The sequence below is a fragment of the Bradyrhizobium yuanmingense genome (assembly GCF_029167105.1).
Taxonomy (GTDB): domain Bacteria; phylum Pseudomonadota; class Alphaproteobacteria; order Rhizobiales; family Xanthobacteraceae; genus Bradyrhizobium; species Bradyrhizobium yuanmingense_A.
Genome location: NZ_JARFML010000002.1, coordinates 296456 through 316538 on the forward strand (window position 1 = coordinate 296456; position 20083 = coordinate 316538).

Annotated in this window: 19 protein-coding genes and 1 tRNA gene; 3 read left to right on the top strand and 17 right to left on the bottom strand. The window is 63.9% G+C overall.

Annotation, left to right across the window (positions count from 1 at the left end; genetic code table 11):
- Position 1: 1 nt before the first annotated feature.
- From nuoK to P0R31_RS04235, 14 genes are all read right to left on the bottom strand, one after another.
- Positions 2-310, bottom strand: coding sequence for an NADH-quinone oxidoreductase subunit NuoK (gene nuoK, locus P0R31_RS04170; protein WP_008547737.1), 309 nt, complete (start codon positions 308-310; stop codon positions 2-4).
- Entirely contained in the window at positions 307-945 is a 639-nt protein-coding gene (locus P0R31_RS04175; RefSeq protein ID WP_275512986.1) for an NADH-quinone oxidoreductase subunit J, read from the bottom strand. Before P0R31_RS04175 ends, nuoK begins: the two co-directional genes overlap by 4 nt.
- A gap of 9 nt (positions 946-954) precedes the next feature.
- On the bottom strand, positions 955-1449 hold the full coding sequence (gene nuoI / locus P0R31_RS04180) for an NADH-quinone oxidoreductase subunit NuoI (RefSeq protein WP_157283556.1): 495 nt from the start codon (positions 1447-1449) through the stop codon (positions 955-957).
- An 8-nt stretch (positions 1450-1457) separates the two neighbouring features.
- On the bottom strand, positions 1458-2525 hold the full coding sequence (gene nuoH / locus P0R31_RS04185; RefSeq protein WP_085969087.1) for an NADH-quinone oxidoreductase subunit NuoH: 1068 nt from the start codon (positions 2523-2525) through the stop codon (positions 1458-1460).
- 10 nt (positions 2526-2535) lie between these two features.
- Entirely contained in the window at positions 2536-4611 is a 2076-nt protein-coding gene (nuoG, locus tag P0R31_RS04190; protein WP_275512987.1) for an NADH-quinone oxidoreductase subunit NuoG, read from the bottom strand.
- A gap of 5 nt (positions 4612-4616) precedes the next feature.
- Positions 4617-5942, bottom strand: a complete 1326-nt coding sequence (nuoF, locus tag P0R31_RS04195) for an NADH-quinone oxidoreductase subunit NuoF (protein ID WP_183238902.1) — start codon at positions 5940-5942, stop codon at positions 4617-4619.
- Between the two features lie 15 nt (positions 5943-5957).
- The gene (locus tag P0R31_RS04200; protein WP_275512988.1) at positions 5958-6158 is read right to left on the bottom strand and encodes a hypothetical protein; all 201 of its coding nucleotides are present in this window, start codon (positions 6156-6158) and stop codon (positions 5958-5960) included.
- Positions 6158-6769, bottom strand: coding sequence for an NADH-quinone oxidoreductase subunit NuoE (nuoE, locus tag P0R31_RS04205; protein ID WP_275512989.1), 612 nt, complete (start codon positions 6767-6769; stop codon positions 6158-6160). The genes P0R31_RS04200 and nuoE overlap by 1 nt, the downstream gene beginning before the upstream one ends.
- A 12-nt stretch (positions 6770-6781) precedes the next feature.
- Positions 6782-7759, bottom strand: a complete 978-nt coding sequence (locus P0R31_RS04210; RefSeq protein ID WP_275512990.1) for an FkbM family methyltransferase — start codon at positions 7757-7759, stop codon at positions 6782-6784.
- A complete protein-coding gene (locus P0R31_RS04215; RefSeq protein ID WP_036010192.1) occupies positions 7759-8955 on the bottom strand; it encodes an NADH-quinone oxidoreductase subunit D in 1197 nt (398 codons plus the stop codon). Before P0R31_RS04215 ends, P0R31_RS04210 begins: the two co-directional genes overlap by 1 nt.
- A 2-nt stretch (positions 8956-8957) precedes the next feature.
- A complete protein-coding gene (locus tag P0R31_RS04220) occupies positions 8958-9572 on the bottom strand; it encodes an NADH-quinone oxidoreductase subunit C (protein ID WP_271498686.1) in 615 nt (204 codons plus the stop codon).
- An 11-nt stretch (positions 9573-9583) separates the two neighbouring features.
- Entirely contained in the window at positions 9584-10168 is a 585-nt protein-coding gene (locus tag P0R31_RS04225; protein WP_193760674.1) for a NuoB/complex I 20 kDa subunit family protein, read from the bottom strand.
- Complete coding sequence (locus tag P0R31_RS04230; RefSeq protein WP_008136158.1) at positions 10165-10530, bottom strand: NADH-quinone oxidoreductase subunit A; 366 nt, start codon at positions 10528-10530, stop codon at positions 10165-10167. The genes P0R31_RS04225 and P0R31_RS04230 overlap by 4 nt, the downstream gene beginning before the upstream one ends.
- 678 nt (positions 10531-11208) lie before the next feature.
- The gene (locus tag P0R31_RS04235; RefSeq protein WP_275512991.1) at positions 11209-13461 is read right to left on the bottom strand and encodes a TonB-dependent siderophore receptor; all 2253 of its coding nucleotides are present in this window, start codon (positions 13459-13461) and stop codon (positions 11209-11211) included.
- Positions 13462-13822: 361 nt separating this feature from the next.
- Here P0R31_RS04235 and P0R31_RS04240 point away from each other — a divergent pair, with 361 nt between their 5' ends.
- On the top strand, positions 13823-14026 hold the full coding sequence (locus tag P0R31_RS04240) for a hypothetical protein (protein WP_036010204.1): 204 nt from the start codon (positions 13823-13825) through the stop codon (positions 14024-14026).
- Between the two features lie 167 nt (positions 14027-14193).
- Here P0R31_RS04240 and P0R31_RS04245 read toward each other — a convergent pair whose 3' ends face one another.
- Together P0R31_RS04245 and P0R31_RS04250 are read right to left on the bottom strand one after the other, a co-directional pair.
- Positions 14194-15252, bottom strand: a complete 1059-nt coding sequence (locus P0R31_RS04245) for a hypothetical protein (RefSeq protein WP_275512992.1) — start codon at positions 15250-15252, stop codon at positions 14194-14196.
- 300 nt (positions 15253-15552) lie between these two features.
- Positions 15553-15804 carry a hypothetical protein gene (locus tag P0R31_RS04250; RefSeq protein WP_275512993.1) on the bottom strand — a complete coding sequence of 84 codons (252 nt, stop codon included), beginning with the start codon at positions 15802-15804 and terminating at the stop codon, positions 15553-15555.
- A gap of 344 nt (positions 15805-16148) precedes the next feature.
- On the opposite strand from P0R31_RS04250, the gene P0R31_RS04255 reads away from it, so the two are divergent.
- Together P0R31_RS04255 and P0R31_RS04260 are read left to right on the top strand one after the other, a co-directional pair.
- Positions 16149-18275 (top strand): caspase family protein, encoded by a 2127-nt coding sequence (locus tag P0R31_RS04255; protein WP_275512994.1) that lies wholly within the window; start codon positions 16149-16151, stop codon positions 18273-18275.
- A gap of 16 nt (positions 18276-18291) precedes the next feature.
- Entirely contained in the window at positions 18292-19791 is a 1500-nt protein-coding gene (locus P0R31_RS04260; RefSeq protein WP_275512995.1) for a caspase family protein, read from the top strand.
- Between the two features lie 99 nt (positions 19792-19890).
- Here P0R31_RS04260 and P0R31_RS04265 read toward each other — a convergent pair.
- A tRNA-Asp gene (locus P0R31_RS04265) sits at positions 19891-19967 on the bottom strand.
- Positions 19968-20083: the final 116 nt, after the last annotated feature.

Sequence of the window (20083 nt, forward strand, 5' to 3'; positions counted from 1 at the left end):
CTCAGCCCTTCATCAGATTGACGTCCTCAACCGCGATCGAGCCGCGGTTGCGGAAATAGACCACCAGGATGGCGAGACCGATCGCAGCTTCAGCCGCCGCGACCGTCAGCACCAGCAACGCGAAGACCTGGCCGACGATGTCGCCGAGGAAGGTCGAGAACGCCACGAGGTTGATGTTGACCGAGAGCAGGATCAGCTCGATCGACATCAGGATGACGATGATGTTCTTGCGGTTCAGGAAGATGCCGAGGATGCCGAGCGTGAACAGGATCGCGCCGACCGCCAGATAATGTCCGAGCCCGATCGTCATTTCACCCACTCCGCCGCGTCCGCGTCCGAGAGCCCCTGCCCCGGCGCCACCTTGCGCATCGCCATCGCCATGTCGGGTGTGCGTGCGTTCTGAACGTTGATGTCCTGCCGCTTGACCTTCTCCTTGTGGCGCAGCGTCAGCACGATGGCGCCGATCATGGCGACCAGGAGCACCATGCCCGAGAGCTGGAAGTAATGGATGTACTTCGTATAGAGCACGAGCCCGAGCGCCTCGGTGTTGGAGACGTTGGCCGGGATCGCCGCCGTGATCGTCTTGGAGACGCCGGGGTTGATGACCCAGAAGCCCACGGTGAGCAGCAGCTCGAATAGGAAGATGCCGCCGATCACGAGACCGACCGGCAGATACTCGATGAAGCCCTCGCGCAGCTCGAGGAAGTCGACATCGAGCATCATGATCACGAACAGGAACAGCACCGCGACCGCGCCGACATAGACGACGATCAGCATCATGCCGAGAAACTCGGCGCCCATCAGCACGAACAGGCCGGAGGCGTTGACGAAGGCCAGGATCAGGTACAGCACGGAGTGCACGGGATTGCGCGAGACAATCACCATCACGGCCGAGGCGACGCAGACGCCGGCAAAGAGATAGAAGAACAGCGCGGGAAGGATCATGCCCTCACCTCACCGGTACGGCGCATCGAGCTCGATCGCCTTGGCGATCTCGCGTTCCCAGCGGTCGCCGTTGGCGAGCAGCTTGGCCTTGTCATAATAGAGCTCCTCGCGGGTCTCGGTCGCGAACTCGAAATTCGGGCCCTCGACGATCGCATCGACCGGACAGGCTTCCTGGCAGAGGCCGCAATAGATGCACTTCACCATGTCGATGTCGTAGCGCACGGTGCGGCGGGTGCCGTCGTTGCGGCGCGGGCCAGCCTCGATGGTGATGGCCTGCGCCGGGCAGACCGCCTCGCACAGCTTGCAGGCAATGCAGCGCTCTTCGCCGTTCGGATAGCGGCGCAGCGCATGCTCGCCGCGAAAGCGGGGCGAGATCGGGCCCTTCTCGAACGGATAGTTCAGCGTCGGCTTCGGCTGGAAGAAATAACGCATGGCGAGGAAGAACGCCGAGACGAATTCCGACAGCAGAAGCGAGCGTGCAGTGGCGTTGACGTTGATACCCATGACGGCCCTCACTTCGGCGCGATGCCGGCGAAATGCAGCACGCCGGCCACCACGATCACCATCGCCAGCGACAGCGGCAGGAACACCTTCCAGCCGAGGCGCATCAATTGATCGTAGCGGTAGCGCGGCACGATCGCCTTCGCCATCGCGAACAGGAAGAACATGAAGAACAGTTTCAGCGAGAACCAGATGATCCCCGGCACCCAGTTGAAGGGCGGCAGGTCCACCGGCGGCAGCCAGCCTCCGAGGAAGAGGATGGTCGCCAGCGCGCACATCGTGACGATCGCGACATACTCGCCGAGCATGAACAAGAGGTATGGCGTCGAGCCGTATTCGACCATGAAGCCGGCGACGAGCTCGGATTCGGCTTCGACGAGGTCGAAGGGCGGACGGTTGGTTTCCGCCAGCGCCGAGACGTAGAACACCACGAACATCGGGAACAGCGGCCAGACGTACCAGTTCAGGATCGTCAGCTGCGGCAGCCCGATCAGGCTGGCAAGGCCGCGCGCGTGCTGGGCCTCGACCACCGCGGTCAGGTTCAGCGTGCCGGCGCAGAGCAGGACGGTGATGATGACGAAGCCGATCGAGACTTCGTAGGACACCATCTGCGCCGCCGAGCGCAGCGCGGCCAGGAAGGGGTATTTCGAGTTCGACGACCAGCCGGCCATGATGATGCCGTAGATCGATAGCGACGAGATCGCGAAGATGAAGAGGACACCGACATTGATGTCGGCGATCACCCAGCCGAGATTGGTCGGGATCACGGCCCAGGCGGCGAGCGCGAGCACGCATGAGACCAAGGGAGCAAGAAGGAACACGCCCTTGTTGGCGCCGGCCGGGATGATCGGCTCCTTCAGCACGAACTTCAAAAGGTCGGCGAAGGATTGCAGCAGGCCCCATGGGCCGACGACGTTCGGGCCGCGCCGGATCTGCACCGCCGCCCAGATCTTGCGGTCGGCGAGCAGGATATAGGCGATCGCGACCAGCAGGACGACGAGCACCAGGACGCTCTGCGCGACCATGATGATCAGCGGCCAGAGAAACCCAGTCCAGAATGCGCTTTCGAAGAATTCCATCAGATCACGCTCACTCCGCTGCGGTCAGCATCTGCCCGGAGGCGAGGCGCGAGCATTCCGCCATCACGGCGGACGCACGCGCGATTGGGTTGGTCAAATAGAAGTCCTCGACCAGAGGCTTGAACGGCGCCTTCTCGGGCGAACCGCCCTTCCCCGCCAGTTTCTTGATCTGGTCGGCCGAGCCGGCCTCGATCTGGTCGAGACGGATCAGATGCGGCACGGCCTTGAACATCGCCTGACGCAACTGCGCCAGCGAGTCATAGCCGAGCTTCCTGCCGAGTGCTTCCGACAATGCGCGGATGATCGCCCAGTCCTCGCGGGCTTCGCCCGGCGGGAACGCGGCGCGGCCGGTCATCTGCACGCGGCCTTCGGTGTTGACGTAGATCGCGGATTTCTCGGTGTAGGCGGCCGCCGGCAGGATGACGTCGGCGCGGTGCGCGCCGCGATCGCCATGAGTGCCGATATAGACGACGAAGGTCCCGTCAGGCGCCTTGATCTCGTCGGCCCCGAGCAGGAACAGCAAGTCGAGCGTGCCGAAGGTCGTCATCTGCGCGGCGTTGAGGCCGCCGCTTGTTGCGGCAAAGCCGATGTCGAGCGCGCCGACGCGCGAGGCGGTCTCGTGCAGCACGCCGAAACCGTTCCAGCCGTCCTTGACCGCGCCGACATCGAGCGCGAGCTTGGCGCTGGCGGCGAGAATGGCGGCGCCGTCGTGACGGGCGGCCGCGCCCGCACCGACCAGGATGATCGGGCTCTTGGCGTTCTTCAGCACGTCCATGAAGGAGTGCTTGCCGGCCGCGAGCTCGGCCAGCGTCTCGGTGCCCGCACCGAGATGGTCGTAATCATAGGTGAGATCGGGCTTGGCGCCGATCACGCCGACCTTGAAGCCGCCGGCGCGCCAGCGCTTGCGGATGCGGGCGTTGAACACGGCCGCCTCTTTCCGCGGGTTCGCGCCGATGATGAGCAGCGCGTCCGCCTGCTCGACGCCGGCGAGCGTCGGATTGAAGATGTAGGAGCCGCGGCCGAGCGCGGGATCAAAGGCGTCGCCGCCTTGCACGGCCAAATTGCTCGAACCGTATTTGCCGAGCAGGTCCTTCAGCGCGAACATCTCCTCGACGCCGGCGAGATCGCCTGCGATCGCGCCGATGCGCTTGCCGTCGGTGCGCGCCGCCTTGGCGGCGATCGCGGCGAAGGCCTCGGTCCAGCTCGCTGCGCGCAGCTTGCCGGCCTCGCGGATATAGGGCCGGTCGAGACGCTGGGTGCGCAGGCCATCGACGACGTGCCGGGTCTTGTCCGAGATCCACTCCTCGTTCACGGCCTCGTTGATGCGCGGCAGGATCCGCATCACCTCGCGGCCGCGGGTGTCGACGCGGATCGCAGAACCGACGCCGTCCATGACGTCGATCGACTGGGTCTTGCCGAGCTCCCACGGGCGCGCCGCGAAGGCATAGGGCTTCGAGGTCAACGCGCCAACCGGGCAGATGTCGACGAGGTTGCCCTGCAATTCGGACGTCAGCGCGTGCTCCAGATAGGTCGTGATCTCCATGTCCTCGCCGCGGCCGGTGGCGCCCATCTCGGGCGCGCCGGCGACTTCCGCCGAGAAGCGGACGCAGCGCGTGCACTGGATGCAGCGATTCATCGAGGTCTTGACCAACGCGCCGAGATATTTGTCCTCGACCGCGCGCTTGTTCTCGGCGAAGCGGCTGGTGTCGACACCATAGCCCATCGCCTGGTCCTGCAGGTCGCACTCGCCGCCCTGGTCGCAGATCGGGCAGTCCAGCGGATGGTTGATCAGAAGGAATTCCATCACGCCTTCGCGCGCCTTCTTCACCATCGGCGAACGCGTCGAAATCTCCGGCGGCTCGCCCTTGGGGCCCGGACGGCAATCGCGCACGCCCCAGGCGCAGCTCGCGACCGGCTTCGGGCCGCCCTTCACCTCGACGAGGCACATCCGGCAATTGCCGGCGATCGACAGCCGCTCGTGATAGCAGAAGCGCGGAATCTCGGCGCCGGCCGCCTCGCACGCCTGAAGCAGCGTGTACTCGGCGGGGACATCGATCTCTTTGCCGTCGATGATGAGCTTGGTCATGTCTCTTACTCCGCCGCGACCATGTTCACGGGATCGCGGACGCCGATGTCGTCGACATCGGCCTTGTGCGAATATTGGTCGATGCGCGCTTCGATCTCGTGGCGGAAATGCGTGATCAGGCCCTGGATCGGCCAGGCCGCGGCGTCGCCGAGCGCGCAGATGGTGTGGCCTTCGACCTGCTTGGTGACCTCGAGCAGCATGTCGATCTCGCGCTTGTGGGCGCGGCCTTCGGCCATGCGGGTCAGCACGCGCCACATCCAGCCCGTGCCCTCGCGGCACGGCGTGCACTGGCCGCAGCTCTCGTGCTTGTAGAAATAGGAGATGCGGGCGATCGCACGGATCAGGTCGGTCGACTTGTCCATTACGATCACCGCGGCGGTGCCGAGGCCCGAGCGCAGCTTGCTCAGGCTGTCGAAATCCATCGGCGTGTCGATGATCTGCTCGGCCGGCACCATGCGCACCGACGAGCCGCCGGGGATCACGGCCTTGAGGTTATCCCAGCCGCCGCGAATGCCGCCGCAATGCTTGTCGATCAGCTCACGGAACGGGATGCCCATGGCCTCTTCGACGTTGCAGGGCCGCTCGACATGGCCGGAAATGCAGAACAGCTTGGTGCCGACATTGTTCGGCCGGCCGATGCCGGCGAACCACGCCGCGCCGCGGCGCAGGATATCGGGCGCAACGGCGATGGACTCGACGTTGTTGACGGTGGTCGGGCAGCCGAACAGACCGACATTCGCCGGGAACGGCGGCTTCAGCCGCGGCTGGCCCTTCTTGCCCTCGAGACTTTCGAGCAGCGCGGTCTCCTCGCCGCAGATATAGGCGCCGGCGCCGTGGGCGACGTAGAGGTCGAACGGCCAGCCGTTGACGTTGTCCTTGCCGATCAGCTTGGCCTCGTAGGCCTGGTCGATCGCGGCCTGAAGGCGCTCGCGCTCGCGGATGAACTCGCCGCGGACATAGATATAGCAGGCATGCGCGTTCATCGCGAAGCTCGCGATCAGGCAGCCCTCGACCAACAGATGCGGATCATGCCGCATGATCTCGCGGTCCTTGCAGGTGCCGGGCTCGGATTCGTCGGCGTTGACGACGAGATAGCTGGGACGGCCGTCGGTCGATTCCTTCGGCATGAAGGACCATTTGAGACCGGTCGGGAAGCCGGCGCCGCCGCGACCGCGCAGGCCCGACGCCTTCATCTCGTTGATGATCCAGTCGCGGCCCTTGTCGATGATGTTCTTGGTGCCATCCCAGGCGCCACGACGCCGCGCACCCTCCAGCCCCCAATCATGGAGGCCGTAGAGGTTCTTGAAGATGCGGTCCTTGTCCTCGAGCATATCAGTGCTTTCCGATCAACGAATGGACTGCTTGTAGGCAAGTCCGGCGGCGCAGACGGCGAAGAACAGCGCCCAGAGCAGACTGGTCTCCTGCGACGCGTTCATGAAGTAACGCTGCAGCAGGAACATGAAGGCAGCCGCGATCGCGGCGTGCATGGCGACGAAGCTCCATTTCTTCACGGCCGCGGTCCCTCCGGTTACGACGAGATCACGCATCAGGTGATCTCCTTGAGCGTGGTCGGTCCGGTCATCGGCGCCGAGAATTGGCGGCCGTTCTGCGGACCGGGCTTGGGCGGATTGCCCGAAGCGAAGCCGTCGAGCACCTTGCCGAAGCTTTCCTTGGTCAGGTCCTCATAGGTGTCCTTGCCGATCAGCACCATCGGCGCGTTCACGCAGGCGCCCAGGCACTCCACCTCCTCCCAGCTGAAATTGCCGTCCTTGGAGAGGTGAAAGGGCTCGTGATGGATGCGATACTCGCAGACGTGGATCAGGTCCTCGGCGCCGCGCAGGCGGCACGGCGTGGTGCCGCAGACCTGGACGTGGGCCTTCCTGCCGACGGGAGCGAGCTGAAACATCGTGTAGAAGGTCGCGACTTCCAGCACGCGGATATAGGGCATGTCGAGCATGTCGGCGATGACGCGGATCGCGGCTTCCGACACCCAGCCCTCGTTCTGCTCCTGCGCGCGCCAGAGAATGGCGATGACGGCCGAGGCCTGGCGTCCGGCCGGATATTTCGCGATCTGCTGCCGCGCAAATGCGAGGTTCTCCTCCGTGAACGCAAAGCTCGCGGGCTGGACTTCCTTCGGTGCTAATCGGCGAACGGACATCTCTTCAATCTCTCACTGCATGCGGCGCGCGGTCTTGGCATTCAGGTTCTTGGCGTTCATGGCCTCGATCCTGTCCTGCCAGAATGCGCTTGCGGTGCCGAAAACGTTGTAGCCGACGTGGGTCGAGACCTTGATGCGGTCGAGGATCGACAGCTCGGTCACGGTCTCCATGCGGTTGCTGCGCGGATCGAATACGATCAGCTTCAGCGGGGTCTGTTCGAGGATGAAGCGCGACACGGCGTGAGAACGGTCGCTGCCGTGCTCCTCGCACATGATGACGCTGTCGGCCTGCAGCAGTCGTGCCCCGCCCTTGATCGCCTCGATCTCGACGCCTTCGACGTCGAGCTTGATCAGGTATTTGCCGGTGGCCGCGACCTTGCCGTCCTCGATCAAATTGTCGAGCGCGATCACCGGCACCTCCTCGCCGCCCGCCGACTGATCGCCGGCGATGCTGAAGGCCTCGTGCTTGGTGCCCGACAGACGCGCGGTGCCGCGGGCTGAGCCGATGGCGCATTTCATCGTCTCGAAGCGGCCGCCGTTGACGCGGGCATTGTTGGCGAGCTTCGGATAGTTCTGGCCCGACGGCTCGATCGCTATCGCCTTGTGCGCGCCGAACGGCTTGCTCGAGACCAGCACCGACCAATAGCCGTAATTGGCGCCGCAATCGAGCAGCGTGTAGTCGACGTCGATGGAGTCGGCGAACAGAAGCTCGAGCTCGTCTTCATAGTTATACGAGCGATTGAGCAGCTTGCTCCAATAACCGTCGCCATAGGGGAATTCGAACACGGCGTCGGGATTGAGCCGGATCGCGATGTTGCGTTCGGGAAGCGTTTTTCGCAGCAGGTTCGCGCAGGCGATGTAGCCCATATGCGAGAAGTGCGAGGAGATCTTCGATCCCGTCACCAGCGCCAAGGCAGCCGTCCGCTCCCACAGGTTGGCCCCTTCAAGGGCCCCCGAGGCGCGGTCAAACTGGATTGGCGCCTGCGCCATCACCGATCGACCTCTCCGAACACGATGTCGAGCGAGCCGAGGATTGCCGAGACGTCGGCGAGCAGATGGCCGCGGCAGATGTGGTCCATCGCCTGCAGATGCGCAAAGCCCGGCGCGCGGATCTTGCACTTGTAGGGCTTGTTGGTGCCGTCGGCGACGAGATAGACGCCGAACTCGCCCTTGGGCGCCTCGACCGCGGCATAGACCTCGCCGGCCGGCACGTGGACGCCTTCGGTGTAGAGCTTGAAGTGGTGGATCAGCGCTTCCATCGAGCGCTTCATCTCGCCGCGGCGCGGCGGCGCGACCTTGTTGTCTTCGACGACGACCGGGCCCTTGCCGTCGGGCGCGTTCAGCTTCTGGATGCACTGCTTCATGATGCGCACGGACTGGCGCATCTCTTCCATGCGGATCAGGTAGCGGTCGTAGCAGTCGCCGTTCTTGCCGATCGGGATGTCGAAATCCATCTCGGCGTAGCACTCATAGGGCTGCGACTTGCGCAAGTCCCAGGCCGCGCCCGAGCCGCGCACCATCACACCCGAGAAACCCCATTCCCAGGCTTCCTTCAGCGGCACCACGCCGATATCGACGTTGCGCTGCTTGAAGATGCGATTGGCGGTGAGCAGACGGTCGAGATCGTCGACCACCTTGAGGAACGGATCGCACCAGGCCTCGATGTCGTCGACCAGCTTCTGCGGCAGGTCCTGATGCACGCCGCCGATACGGAAATAAGCCGCATGCATGCGGCTGCCCGAAGCGCGCTCGTAGAACACCATCAGCTTCTCGCGCTCTTCGAAGCCCCACAGCGGCGGGGTCAGCGCGCCGACGTCCATCGCCTGCGTGGTGACGTTGAGCAGATGCGAGAGGATGCGGCCGATCTCGCAATAGAGCACGCGGATCAGCTGGCCGCGGCGCGGCACCTCGATGCCGAGCAGCTTTTCTGCGGCGAGGCAAAAGGCGTGCTCCTGGTTCATCGGCGCGACGTAGTCGAGGCGGTCGAAATAAGGGATCGCCTGCAAGTACGTCTTCTGCTCGATCAGCTTCTCGGTGCCGCGGTGAAGCAGGCCGATATGCGGATCAACACGCTCGACGACTTCGCCGTCCAGCTCCAGCACGAGGCGCAGCACGCCGTGCGCCGCCGGGTGTTGCGGTCCGAAGTTGATGGTGAAGTTGCGGAGGTTCTGCGGTTGCTCGTTCATGATCAGACCTTCGGCCCCGCTTTTTCATCGCCCGGAAGCACCGGATAGTCGGCTCCTTCCCAAGGAGACAAAAAGTCGAACTTGCGGAATTCCTGGTTGAGCCGGACCGGCTCGTACACCACCCGCTTCTCCTGATCGTCGTAGCGGACCTCGACGAAGCCGGTGAGCGGGAAATCCTTGCGCAGCGGATGGCCCTCGAAGCCGTAGTCGGTGAGGATGCGGCGCATGTCGGGATGGCCGACGAAGAACACGCCGTAGAGATCGTAGGCTTCGCGCTCGAACCAGTCCGCGCCCGGGAAGATTTCGATCAGCGACGGCACCTGCGTGGTCTCGTCGGCTTGCGCCTTGAGCCGGATCCGCGCGTTCAAGGTCGGCGACAGGAAGTGATAGATCACGTCGAAGCGCTTCTCGCGATCCGGGTAGTCCACCGCCGTGATGTCGGTGATGTTGACGAACCGGCAGTTCGGATCATCGCGGAGGTACTTGACCACCTCGACGATCCTGGCGGCCTCGACGTCCACGGTGAGCTGGTTGAAGGCCACCGAGTGACCGGTCGCGGCGCCCGGAAGCGCGCTAACGATCGTCTGCCCCAGGGCGTCGAGCTTGGCGTCGTCCATGACGTAAAACCTTAGCGTTCGATGGTGCCGGTGCGCCGGATCTTCTTCTGCAGCAGCAGCACGCCGTAGAGCAGCGCTTCCGCCGTGGGCGGGCAGCCCGGCACGTAGATGTCGATCGGCACGATGCGGTCGCAGCCGCGCACGACCGAGTAGGAATAGTGATAATAGCCGCCGCCATTGGCGCAGGAGCCCATCGAGATGACGTAGCGCGGCTCGGGCATCTGGTCGTAGACCTTGCGCAGCGCCGGCGCCATCTTGTTGGTCAGCGTTCCCGCCACGATCATCACGTCGGACTGGCGCGGCGAGGCACGCGGGGCGAAGCCGAAGCGCTCGACGTCGTAGCGCGGCATCGAGACCTGCATCATCTCGACCGCGCAGCAGGCGAGACCGAAGGTCATCCACATCAACGAGCCGGTGCGCGCCCAGGTGATGAGGTCGTCGGTCGCGGCCACGAAAAAGCCCTTGTCGGACAGCTCGGAATTGACCTCGAGGAAGAACGGATCATTGGCCCCGACCGGCTTGCCGGTCGACGGATCCAGAATGCCCTTCGGGGCCGGTGCGATCACCGGACCTGCGGACTGCGTATTCGGGTTCAATCCCATTCGAGGGCCCCTTTCTTCCATTCATAGGCGAACCCGACCGTCAGCACGGCGAGGAACACCACCATGGACCAGAAGCCGGTCGCGCCAAGCTTGCCGAACGCCACCGCCCAGGGAAACAGAAACGCCACCTCGAGATCGAAGATGATGAAGAGGATGGCGACGAGATAGAAGCGGACGTCGAACTTCATGCGGGCGTCGTCGAAGGCGTTGAAACCGCACTCGTAGGCCGACAGCTTTTCGGGATCCGGCTGCTGGAACGCCACGATGAACGGCGCGATCAGCAGCACGAGGCCGATCAGGCCCGCTACCCCTATAAAGACGACGAGTGGAAGATAGTTCTGCAGAATGCCGCTCATTGGCGAGCCCTTTTCCCGCAGCCTCGGGACAGCCACGGATTCGTCCGATTTGGAATTATTCTGAGCCTTAGCGCAGTGCACCAATGGGCGCAAGACACGCTCTTTTCAGGCCCTTTGCCGCCCCCAGAACGGTGAAAATCCCGGAATCACCCCGCGGCTGGTATGGAGCAGATCGCCCCACCCAGCAAGGGCCGCCACGGTCTCGCAGGTCAGCCGTTCTGAGATTGCGGCACTCGGGCCGAGGCAGCTATTCGCTGCGCGCTGACCGACCAAATGCTCGGGTTTTTGGTGCGGCAGTGCAGCGCCGCAGGGGCAACTTCCCCCCATTGTCGCGGCGACAGATTTGCCGATCGGCGCGGCCCCGACACCAATGCTGGTGCCGCCGCCTCAGGTGCAGGAAAGACCTGTCCACAGCTCAGAGTAATCGGAGGAGCCATGCGTCATCACGGGACCGGAGCTCGTCCGGCGATTGTGTCCGCGACTGGCTCCAAGCCGGCCGCGAGCGCGGCGGCGGCGACCTGCCGGTCGCGCGCCGCGCTCGGATGAGCTTTGGGCCGGGGGGCATGGCCCGCGAGCTCATCGTGACGGCGGATCAGCGGACACCCAGGCGGAGCCGGGCGAACATCACGATCGGTTGCTCTTGGTCCGAGAGCCTTCCGGCCCTGCCCTCGGCTGTCCTCACCATTTGTAGGAGACGCTGGCGGTGACGCGCCGACGGTCGCCGTAGAAGCAGGACGTGGCCGACGCGCAGCTTGCGACATAGATTTTGTCGGTCAGGTTGATCACGTTCAGCGCCGTGCGCCAGTTCTGCCATTCATAGTGGAGCGCGAGATCGCCGAGCACGACCGCGGGAACCTCGAGCGTGTTGGCCTGGTCGGCCCAGGACGAGCCGATGTAACGCACGCCGCCGCCGAAGCCGAACCCCGCGAGCGGCCCGTCCTTGAAGGTGTAGTCCGCCCAACCCGACACCAGGAGTTCGGGTGTGTTGGTCGGCGTCTTGCCGATCAAGGCCGGATTGAGATCCTTGCTGTTGAAGAGATGATAGGCGGTGAAGGCGCCGATGAACTTCAGCTCCTTGGTGGCGTTGGCTACGGCCTCAAGCTCGATACCGCGGGACGTTACCTCGCCAGTCTGGTTTTGCAGCACCGGCGTCGTCACCGTCGTCGTCGCAACGTTCTGGCGCTTCAGGTCGAACACCGAGGCGGTGAAGTAGCCGTCGAAGCCCGTCGGCGCGACCTTCACGCCGATCTCGACCTGCCGGCCGGTCTCCGGCAGAAACAGCTGGTTCTGCGCATTCAGGCCGATGACCGGATTGTAGCTGGTCGAGTATGACACATAGGGCGCGATGCCGTTGTCGAAATTGTAGATCAGCCCCGCACGGCCGCTGAACCTACTGTCGTCGCGGCTGGCGACGGTGGCGCCGGTGTCCCGGGCTTCCTGCGTCGTCTCGACCCAGTCATTGCGGCCGCTCAGCACCAGCGTGAAATTGCCGAGCTTCATCTGGTCCTGAACGTAAGTGCCAGCCTGTTTCTGCGTGATGAGGAAGTTGCGGAACGGCGAGCCGGGTAGCGGAACCTCAGCTCCTCCATAGGCCGGATTGAAGACGTTGATCGAGGGCACACCGAACCCGAAGGCCTGGTAATCGTCGATTTGATAGCCCCGCAGATCGACACCGAACAGCATCGTGTGCCTGACGGCGCCGGTGTTGAAACGGTACTCTAACTGGTTGTCGAGATTGGCCTGATTCGCTGTGTTTTTCGCATACCAGTTATAGCGGCCCATCGTCGCCGTGTTGATGTTGTCCCAGCCGTTGCCGACATAGCCGCGATAGGTGATGTCGACATGCGCGAAGCGAGCGTTCTGCCGGAACGTCACATCGTCGGTGAGATGACGCTCGAACTGGTAGCCGAGCATCTCCTGCTCGCGCGTGAACTTGTCGACACTGGGATCGCCGACGAAGAAGCTGGTCGGGATCTTGCCGAACGGCGCGCTGGTCACCGTGCCCTGATAGGGCAGGAAGTTGATGCCGCGGGTATCCTGCTTCGAGGCCGACGCCAGCACCGTGAAGGTCGTGTCGGCATCGGGCTTCCACGTGACCGACGGCGCGATGAAGTAGTTGTTGTCAGGTGTGAAGTTGACCTGCGTACCGCCGTTCTGGACCTGGCCGACCACGCGTGCGAACAGCTTGCCGTTGTCAGGGCTGGTCGCAACCGGACCGCCGAAATCAAACCCGACATAGGCGTTGCCAAAATTGTTGACGCCCGCCTCGATGTAGCGGATCGGCTCCGCCGGCGGCATCTTGCTGATGACGTTGACGATGCCGCTCGGGCTTGATCCGCCGTAAAGCACCGCCGACGGACCGCGCAACACCTCGACCCGCTCCATGTTGGGGGTCTGCAGCTTCCAGCTTGCGTAAGACGTATAGAACAGCTGCATGCCGTCGAGGAACAGACCGATATCCTCTGACTTGAAGCCGCGGATCAGCCACCAATCGTTGCGAGTGTCCGCACCGAAGGTCCCTGCCCGCACGCCGGCGGTGTAGCGCAGGACCTCGTCGAGCTTGTTCGGCTTCTGGTCACGGATCTGCTCGGCACCGATGACGGACACCGCCTGCGGCGTCTCCATGATCGGCGTGTTGGTCTTGGTGCCCGACGAGCTGCGGCCGGCGACGTAGCCGTTCACCGGCCCGCGCGGCGTCTCGACGAAGCCGACGTCGCGCCGTGGCTGCGGCCTGTTCGTGGCGGGGGTCTGCACCGAGATCCGCGTTGCGCGGCGCTGAGGCGTCGCCGCGGTGCGGCGGCGCGCTTCCGGCGCCGTGACCGTCACCGGCGGAATGTTCTGCGCGCCACTCTGCGCGGAAGATTGTGCAAGCGATGCCTGAGGCATCAAGACCCAAGCGGATGCGGTCGCCAACACGGCCGACCGCAGCATTCCAAGACTGTTCAACGCGCCACCCCAAAGCTGCATGTTCGATGCGTCATGCCGCCTGTTCCCCAACGGCATGCGCTTGTGGTGACGCTTATGTGAGGGCGCGCGATTTCCCTAATTGAAAGCTTCTTAGAAAGACTCTTAGAAGCACTCCAGATGAGCTTGGCGTCCGCGCCTCCGGGACCCCCTCGCTCCGGATCGATATGCCCGGCCTCGGAAGGGCGCCGCCTCCCACCCCCACTCCGGGCGAGCCCCGCCAAGCAGGAGATGAAACCATTTTGCGGAACCCGCGAAACCATCCGGAAACAGATGGCCCGTAGAAGATGAGCCCATAGACGGCGGCAAAGCCCGTCGGGAGGCTCAGATGAACCACTCAATTCATTCTGCTGATCGTGCGACCCACCTGAAGATCGTGGTGGTGGCGCTGGTGGCCGGCATTGCCGTGGCCGGCTTCGGGATCGCGGCCCGCACCCACGCCGATTACAGCCAGACCGCACAGTCCACCCAGGTCATCAAGGCCGGCAAGCCGGTGGTGGTGACCAGCGCCGGGACGTCCGAGATTCGCTGAACAACCGAAAAGGTCCGGTTTGACACCAAACGGCCGCCTTTGGGCGGCCTTTTCGTTTGGTTTCGCCCTTGCGACGGCGCCGTGGGGGATGTTGCCTCCGCCAGACGCGAGAAGGAGCGCAAGAAGATGCCCGCCGGGCACGGCGGGCATCCGTCTTCGAGATCACGCTACCAGGTATAGCGAAGGCCGGCCTGAGACCCCGCGATCGAGGTTCCGAATCCGCCAACCCCAGGCAGAAGCGGGTCCGGCACGGTGATGCTGCTGCCATGAACTTCGAGGTAGGACGACAGCTGCGGCGTCCAGAGCACGTTGACCTTTGCGGAGCCGCGAAGGCCATTGGTACCGATCATGCCGGCCGCAACGGGGACCGCGCCTCCAACGGCGCCGGCGCCGCTCGCGTCGACGATCCTGTAGTACTGCCCCGAGATCGATGGCTGGATCTTAAAGCCCAGCCAGTCCGCCTCGAATCCGACGCGCATGCCACCGTGAAATTCGGTTGAATCGCCCGTCTTGCTGCCGAAATTGGCGGTATAGCTCTCCGAATAGGTTACGCCGACCGTCGGCTCGAACCACACGGTGTAGGGGAAGTCGAACCGGTATTGGCCGTTCCAGGTATAGGCGATGCCGCTGCCGTCCGCGGTCGCGGCAAGGGGCAGATTGGACGTGTTGCGAGTCCAGCTCGCGAGCGCGGTGAAGTCAGTCGAGAAACCGCCGTTGATGTACGACAGGGTGCCGGAAGTCGATGGAACTGAACCATCGGTGGTCAGTCCGCCATTCACGAAGGTGTGCGCCCACGAGTGGGAGCCAGTCCCGATGAAGGTCAGCGCGTCGGTTGCAGTGAAGATACCGATCTTGGTCACATCGACTGCGCCGGTCACCGTCGCAACGCTGACCTGGACCCCACTCGATTGCGCACTGTCGCCACTGCCGACGAGGTTCACGCCGTAAAGCCAAGCCGCCGGGGACGGCGCTGCAAGTGCCGGAGCCTTGGCGTAGGCCAGCGCACCGAACGGATTGCTGACACCCCTCGCGGCGAACGGATCACGACGGTCGAAATCCGACTCCTCGCCGCTGAAGCGCAGCATTCCAGGAGGAGCAACGACCCTGCGATGCTGAATCTGGTCGCGGACGTTCTGAATGATGGTCTGGACGGCGTTGTTGACGACTTGCTGCGGAACATTGACCTCCTGTGCCGAGGCCGGTCGCGTTGCAAACAGACTAAGCAAAAAAGGTACGGCCACCGCAAAGCCGCGGAGGAGAATTCCTGCCCTCATGGTCTTCGATCAGCCCCCTGCTGGTTCAGCCCCGAGCCTTGGCGGGAGGTAAATTCCCGCAGGCTTCAGGCGCCGAATTTATTTGCAAAGCACCCGCGGCGTCTTCACCTGATTGGCTGAATTGGGGGTTCAGCTCCATCAAGCGCGTCCGGTTGATGCTCATTTGCAACACTTTCCCAGGCCCCGCTGCACGCCGAGCGACACTCCCGGATACGAGAGCAACTCAACGCAGGGGGCGCGCCGATATCCCCTCTACTCCACCGTCGAGCGGTTTCGCTTCTTCGTGGCACCACGCTGCGTTGCCGCCTGGCTCAGCTCCGGACTTTTCTTGGGCTTGCCTGCTTCCCGTGCCCGGATGTGCCGCCGCACGTCCTCTCGAACGTTCTGGATGATCGAGTCGCGTGACGACTCGGCCGGATCATTGCAGCGGGCCACGCTGCACAAAGCGACGAGCAGCGGCAGAGCCAGAATCGGCGCACGGGCGAACTTGACTGTCCTGGTCATCCGCAGTCTCCGAAGATGTCGCCGGCCTTCGGCCGCCTGCGCCATCAACACCAGCGCAGCGCGACTGGTTTCACCGCTCGCGACGTGCAGCCTCTTGGTCGAAGCATCGCCACTCCCGGTTCACGAAATCCTGAACACGGAGGCCTTTGATGTCGTCATCCAGCATCCCTTGATGTAAAATTCACGAACAAGCCGCCTTAGCCCGTTTCTGCGATTTTTCATTTTCTGAGTTTCTGCCAATGCCTGCCCATTTCGGGATTTTCGTTCTCGCAAGCTCGCGTCCCGTCTTCATGTTGCAGGATCTGGCACGCCGGATCGCCGTTCTCGGCTGCTTAGCATTGTCGATGCTCGTTGCGACAATGCTGCAGGCGGCCGCTGGAGACAGGATCGCGCTTGTCGTCGGCAACAGCAACTATCGCAAGGTCCCAAAACTCATCAACCCGGCCAACGACGCCGCCGACATGGCGACGTCGCTGGGTCGTCTGGGATATTCCGTCAGGCACCTCGCCGACCTCGACTACAATCATTTCCGGCAGGCCCTCATCGAATTCGGCAATGCAGCGAAGACGGCCGACAAGGCGGTGATCTTCTTCGCGGGCCACGGCGTCGAAATGGACGGAAAGAACTGGCTGATTCCGGTCGATGCCGAAATCAAGTCCGAGATCGATGTCTATGCCGAGGCGATCAATCTCGAGACCCTGATCGATATCTCCGTGATGCCGAAGATCATCGGCCTCGTGGTTCTCGATGCCTGTCGCAACGACCCGTTCGAAACGACGAAGGTCGCCGCCGCGGGACGCGCGCTGTCGTCGCGGCCATCGAAGGCGGCCGCGCCAGTGTCCGGCACACCCCGTTCCCCGACGCCTTTCGCGGCCGACACGCGCGGTCTTGCCCCTGTCGAGGTGAGCGACAACGTGCTCGTTGCCTTTGCGGCCGCTGCCGGCACGACGGCGAGCGACGGGGCCGGGCGGAATAGCCCCTACTCCGGCTCGCTCCTGCGCCATGTCGAAACGCCGCAACTCGAGATCAACTATCTCTTCCGGATCGTGCACGACGAAGTCTGGAAGGAGACCGGGACACAAGAGCCGGCAATCTACGGGACGCTGCCGAAGGGCGACATCTATCTCAACGGCGAAGCCGCCATCGCAAGCAGCGATGGTGGAGCAGATGCCGAGCAGCTCGCCTGGGAGTTCGTCCGCTCGACCAACGAGATCGCGACCTTGCGCCGTTTCGCCCAGCAATTCCCGGCGAGCGCGCATACGGCCGAAATCGACCGGCGCATTGCGCAGTTGCAGACGGCTGAAACGAACGCCTGGAAGATCGTCGAGCGACAGAAGTCGCTCGCGGCCTACCGCGCCTATCTGGATCTCTATCCGTTCGGCGAGCATGTCGAGAGCGCCCGGGTCGCGCTGGCTTCGCTCGAGAAGTCGGCTAAGCCGGGCCAAGCCACCGGGCAGATCGACATGCCCGGTCCGCCACCGGCGAGCTATCAGCTCGCCTCGGCCGAGACGACCACCGGCAATTCGGAGGCAGTCGAGAAGGCATGGGACGTCCTGAAGGAATCACGCGATAAGAGCGTGGTTGGCCGATTTGCCGAGCGCTATCCGAGCTCGCGCCATAACCGCCTGCCGCCGGGCAGCGACCTTGCCCTGCGACCGGTCAATTCCACCGAGCTGATGCTGCAATCAGCGCACGATCGGGACGTGAACGCCTGCTTCGACGGCGATTCCGGGGCGTGTGCCAGATCCATCAAAAAATACCCCGACTACGTCCAGCTTCAATTCCAGCTTTGCCGGTCCAAGGGCAATCCCAAGGGATGCATGATCAACGCGGTGACCGAGGCGCGCAGGCGCGGGCTCCTGGTTTCCGCCTACACCCGCTCGGAAGAGGAAAAGGTTCGCAATCGCGAATATCGGCGAGTGGTTGCACGCGTGAACCAGAATGTCGGCAATGTGGTCAGTGGCGTCGTCAGCAACGTCGTCGGCAACGTTGTCAGCAATGCCGTTTCGACTGCGGTCAGCAATGCCGCATCGAGCGCAGCGAGCCGGGCGGCATCGCAGGCGGCATCAGCCGCAGCGGGCAGAGCTGCCTCTGCGGCTGCGTCATCCGCGGCTTCGAGCGCTGCCAGCCGATCAGCCTCGAGCGCGGCATCGAGCGCGGCCAGCAGAGCGGCCTCTACTGCCGCTTCGAATGCCGCGAGCCGCGTCACCATTCCATCGGACATCCGCCTCAAGGAGGACATCACGGCACTCGGCTGGACCGATACTGGCCTCCGCCTCTATCGCTATCGATACAAGGGCGATGCGAGGTTCTATGTCGGCGTGATGGCGCAGGAGGTCGCGCGGCAGACTCCCGCGGCGGTGTCGTCTGGAGTGGACGGGTTTCTGCGCGTCGACTATGGTCTGCTCGGCCTCGATTTTCTCACCGACCGCGACTGGATGAGGCGGCAGCTCCGTTCGAGCATCGACTAAGGGACGCGACTCCATCTTGCGCTGGCTGGCACTGTTCATTGCCATCGGGCTTCTCTTCGACGCCGAAGCAGAAGCTTCCAACGGCCGTGTCGCCTTGGTCATTGGAAACGCGAGCTACGCGAACGCGCCGCCGCTCGGCTCTCCCGTCAACGATGCCGAGGACATTGCCGCGGGTCTCGCCGGCCTCGGCTTCGACGTCGATCTGCGCAAGAACACGACCATCGACGATCTGCGCGTGGGGCTCGTCGCCTTCACCGAGAAGTCCGCCGCTGCGGACATCGCGGTCTTCTATTTTGCCGGATACAGCGCAGCTGCCGGTGTCGGCAGTTACCTGATCCCCGTCGATGCGCATCTCGCGACACCTGAGTCGGCCAACGCAGAGACCGTTTCCCTGGCTGCGGTGACCGCTGCCGCAGGGCGGGCTCGCAGGCTGGGCCTGGTGATCCTGGATGCCATGCGGGAGAACCCGTTCCCTGCCATACCGAATGGCCGCAGCAGCAGCTCTTCCCTGACCTCAGCCGGAAGCGCACCAATCCGCAACACGCTCGTGTTCTTTCCGGCGGAGCCGGGGCGGACCGCGGAAGAAGGCGAAGGCCGCAACAGCCCTTTCGCTGCGGCGCTGCTGAAATACCTCCGGCAGGCCGACCTCGAGATCAACTTCGTGTTTCGCAACGTTCGCGACGAGGTTCGGCAGGCAACGCACCGGAAGCAGACGCCCTACATGTATGGTCAGCTTTCCAAGGACAAGATCTATCTCCATCCCGTCAAGCAAGTCGTCCAGGACGATCCCGCCGTCATGCAGCACTGCGACAACGCCGTTGCCGGGCTCGCGGATTTGAGGGCAGCCGGCGCCGACCAAGGCGAGACGCGCGACGATACAAGGGCGGCGGGCGCGGTTGCAGCGTGCGCGGAGGCGGTCAAGCGGTCGCCAGGGGTGGACCGCCTGCACTACCAGCTCGGGCGTTCATTGTTCGCCATGCGTGATTACGCGGGAGCGGTGGCGAGCTACAAGGCGGCATCCGAGCTCGGCAACGCACGCGCGCTCTACGAGCTCGGATTGATGTATGAGAACGGCAACGGCGTCGAGAAAGATCCCGCCCGCTCGCGCTTCTACTATGAGATGGCCGCCGAGAAGAAGATTGCGCCAGCACTCGTCAGCCTCGGCCTCCAGCAGGAGCGTGGAATCGGCGCGACCAGCGATCCCGCAAAGGCCTATGCGTTGTACCAGCGGGCCGCCGAGCTCGGCGATGCGACCGCCATCAACAGGATGGGGGAGCTTGCCGAGAAGGGACTGGGAGCCAGGCGAGACCTGAAATTGGCTCGGGCGCTGTACCAGAAGGGCGCCGCGATGGGCGGACTCGAAGCCCTGGTCAATCTCGCCCGGTGCAACGCCAACGGAATCGGCGGCCGACGGGACCTTGCCGAGGCCAGGCGGCTCCTGGCCAAGGCGGCGCAGGCCGGCAGCACCGACGCACGGCGCATCCTCGCGCATATCGAGGAGTCCAAGCCGAAATAAACGCATTCTGGCGGGGAGGAAGCGATCGGGATGAAACGGCAGTCCAAGCGGCGCTTTTGGCTGCAAAAGACAGCAACTGTTTGATCTATTTGCCAAAAATGGCGCGAGAGACGGGGCTCGAACCCGCGACCTCCGGCGTGACAGGCCGGCGCTCTAACCAACTGAGCTACTCCCGCGTGACACGCAATGTCTGCGGAACGAGGGGGGACTTAAAGGCCCGATCTGGTGAAGTCAAGGATGTTGCATCCACAGCTCAAACCAGCGGATTCCAGTGCTGGCACACACGAACGCG

Excerpts from the sequence above, each read along its gene's own strand:
- nuoK (WP_008547737.1), bottom strand. The coding sequence starts at position 310 with ATGACGATCGGGCTCGGACATTATCTGGCGGTCGGCGCGATCCTGTTC.
- P0R31_RS04175 (WP_275512986.1), bottom strand. The coding sequence starts at position 945 with ATGATCCTTCCCGCGCTGTTCTTCTATCTCTTTGCCGGCGTCTGCGTC.
- nuoI (WP_157283556.1), bottom strand. The coding sequence starts at position 1,449 with ATGGGTATCAACGTCAACGCCACTGCACGCTCGCTTCTGCTGTCGGAA.
- nuoH (WP_085969087.1), bottom strand. The coding sequence starts at position 2,525 with ATGGAATTCTTCGAAAGCGCATTCTGGACTGGGTTTCTCTGGCCGCTG.
- nuoG (WP_275512987.1), bottom strand. The coding sequence starts at position 4,611 with ATGACCAAGCTCATCATCGACGGCAAAGAGATCGATGTCCCCGCCGAG.
- nuoF (WP_183238902.1), bottom strand. The coding sequence starts at position 5,942 with ATGCTCGAGGACAAGGACCGCATCTTCAAGAACCTCTACGGCCTCCAT.
- P0R31_RS04200 (WP_275512988.1), bottom strand. The coding sequence starts at position 6,158 with ATGCGTGATCTCGTCGTAACCGGAGGGACCGCGGCCGTGAAGAAATGG.
- nuoE (WP_275512989.1), bottom strand. The coding sequence starts at position 6,769 with ATGTCCGTTCGCCGATTAGCACCGAAGGAAGTCCAGCCCGCGAGCTTT.
- P0R31_RS04210 (WP_275512990.1), bottom strand. The coding sequence starts at position 7,759 with ATGGCGCAGGCGCCAATCCAGTTTGACCGCGCCTCGGGGGCCCTTGAA.
- P0R31_RS04215 (WP_036010192.1), bottom strand. The coding sequence starts at position 8,955 with ATGAACGAGCAACCGCAGAACCTCCGCAACTTCACCATCAACTTCGGA.
- P0R31_RS04220 (WP_271498686.1), bottom strand. The coding sequence starts at position 9,572 with ATGGACGACGCCAAGCTCGACGCCCTGGGGCAGACGATCGTTAGCGCG.
- P0R31_RS04230 (WP_008136158.1), bottom strand. The coding sequence starts at position 10,530 with ATGAGCGGCATTCTGCAGAACTATCTTCCACTCGTCGTCTTTATAGGG.
- P0R31_RS04235 (WP_275512991.1), bottom strand. The coding sequence starts at position 13,461 with ATGCTGCGGTCGGCCGTGTTGGCGACCGCATCCGCTTGGGTCTTGATG.
- P0R31_RS04240 (WP_036010204.1), top strand. The coding sequence starts at position 13,823 with ATGAACCACTCAATTCATTCTGCTGATCGTGCGACCCACCTGAAGATC.
- P0R31_RS04250 (WP_275512993.1), bottom strand. The coding sequence starts at position 15,804 with ATGACCAGGACAGTCAAGTTCGCCCGTGCGCCGATTCTGGCTCTGCCG.
- P0R31_RS04255 (WP_275512994.1), top strand. The coding sequence starts at position 16,149 with ATGCTCGTTGCGACAATGCTGCAGGCGGCCGCTGGAGACAGGATCGCG.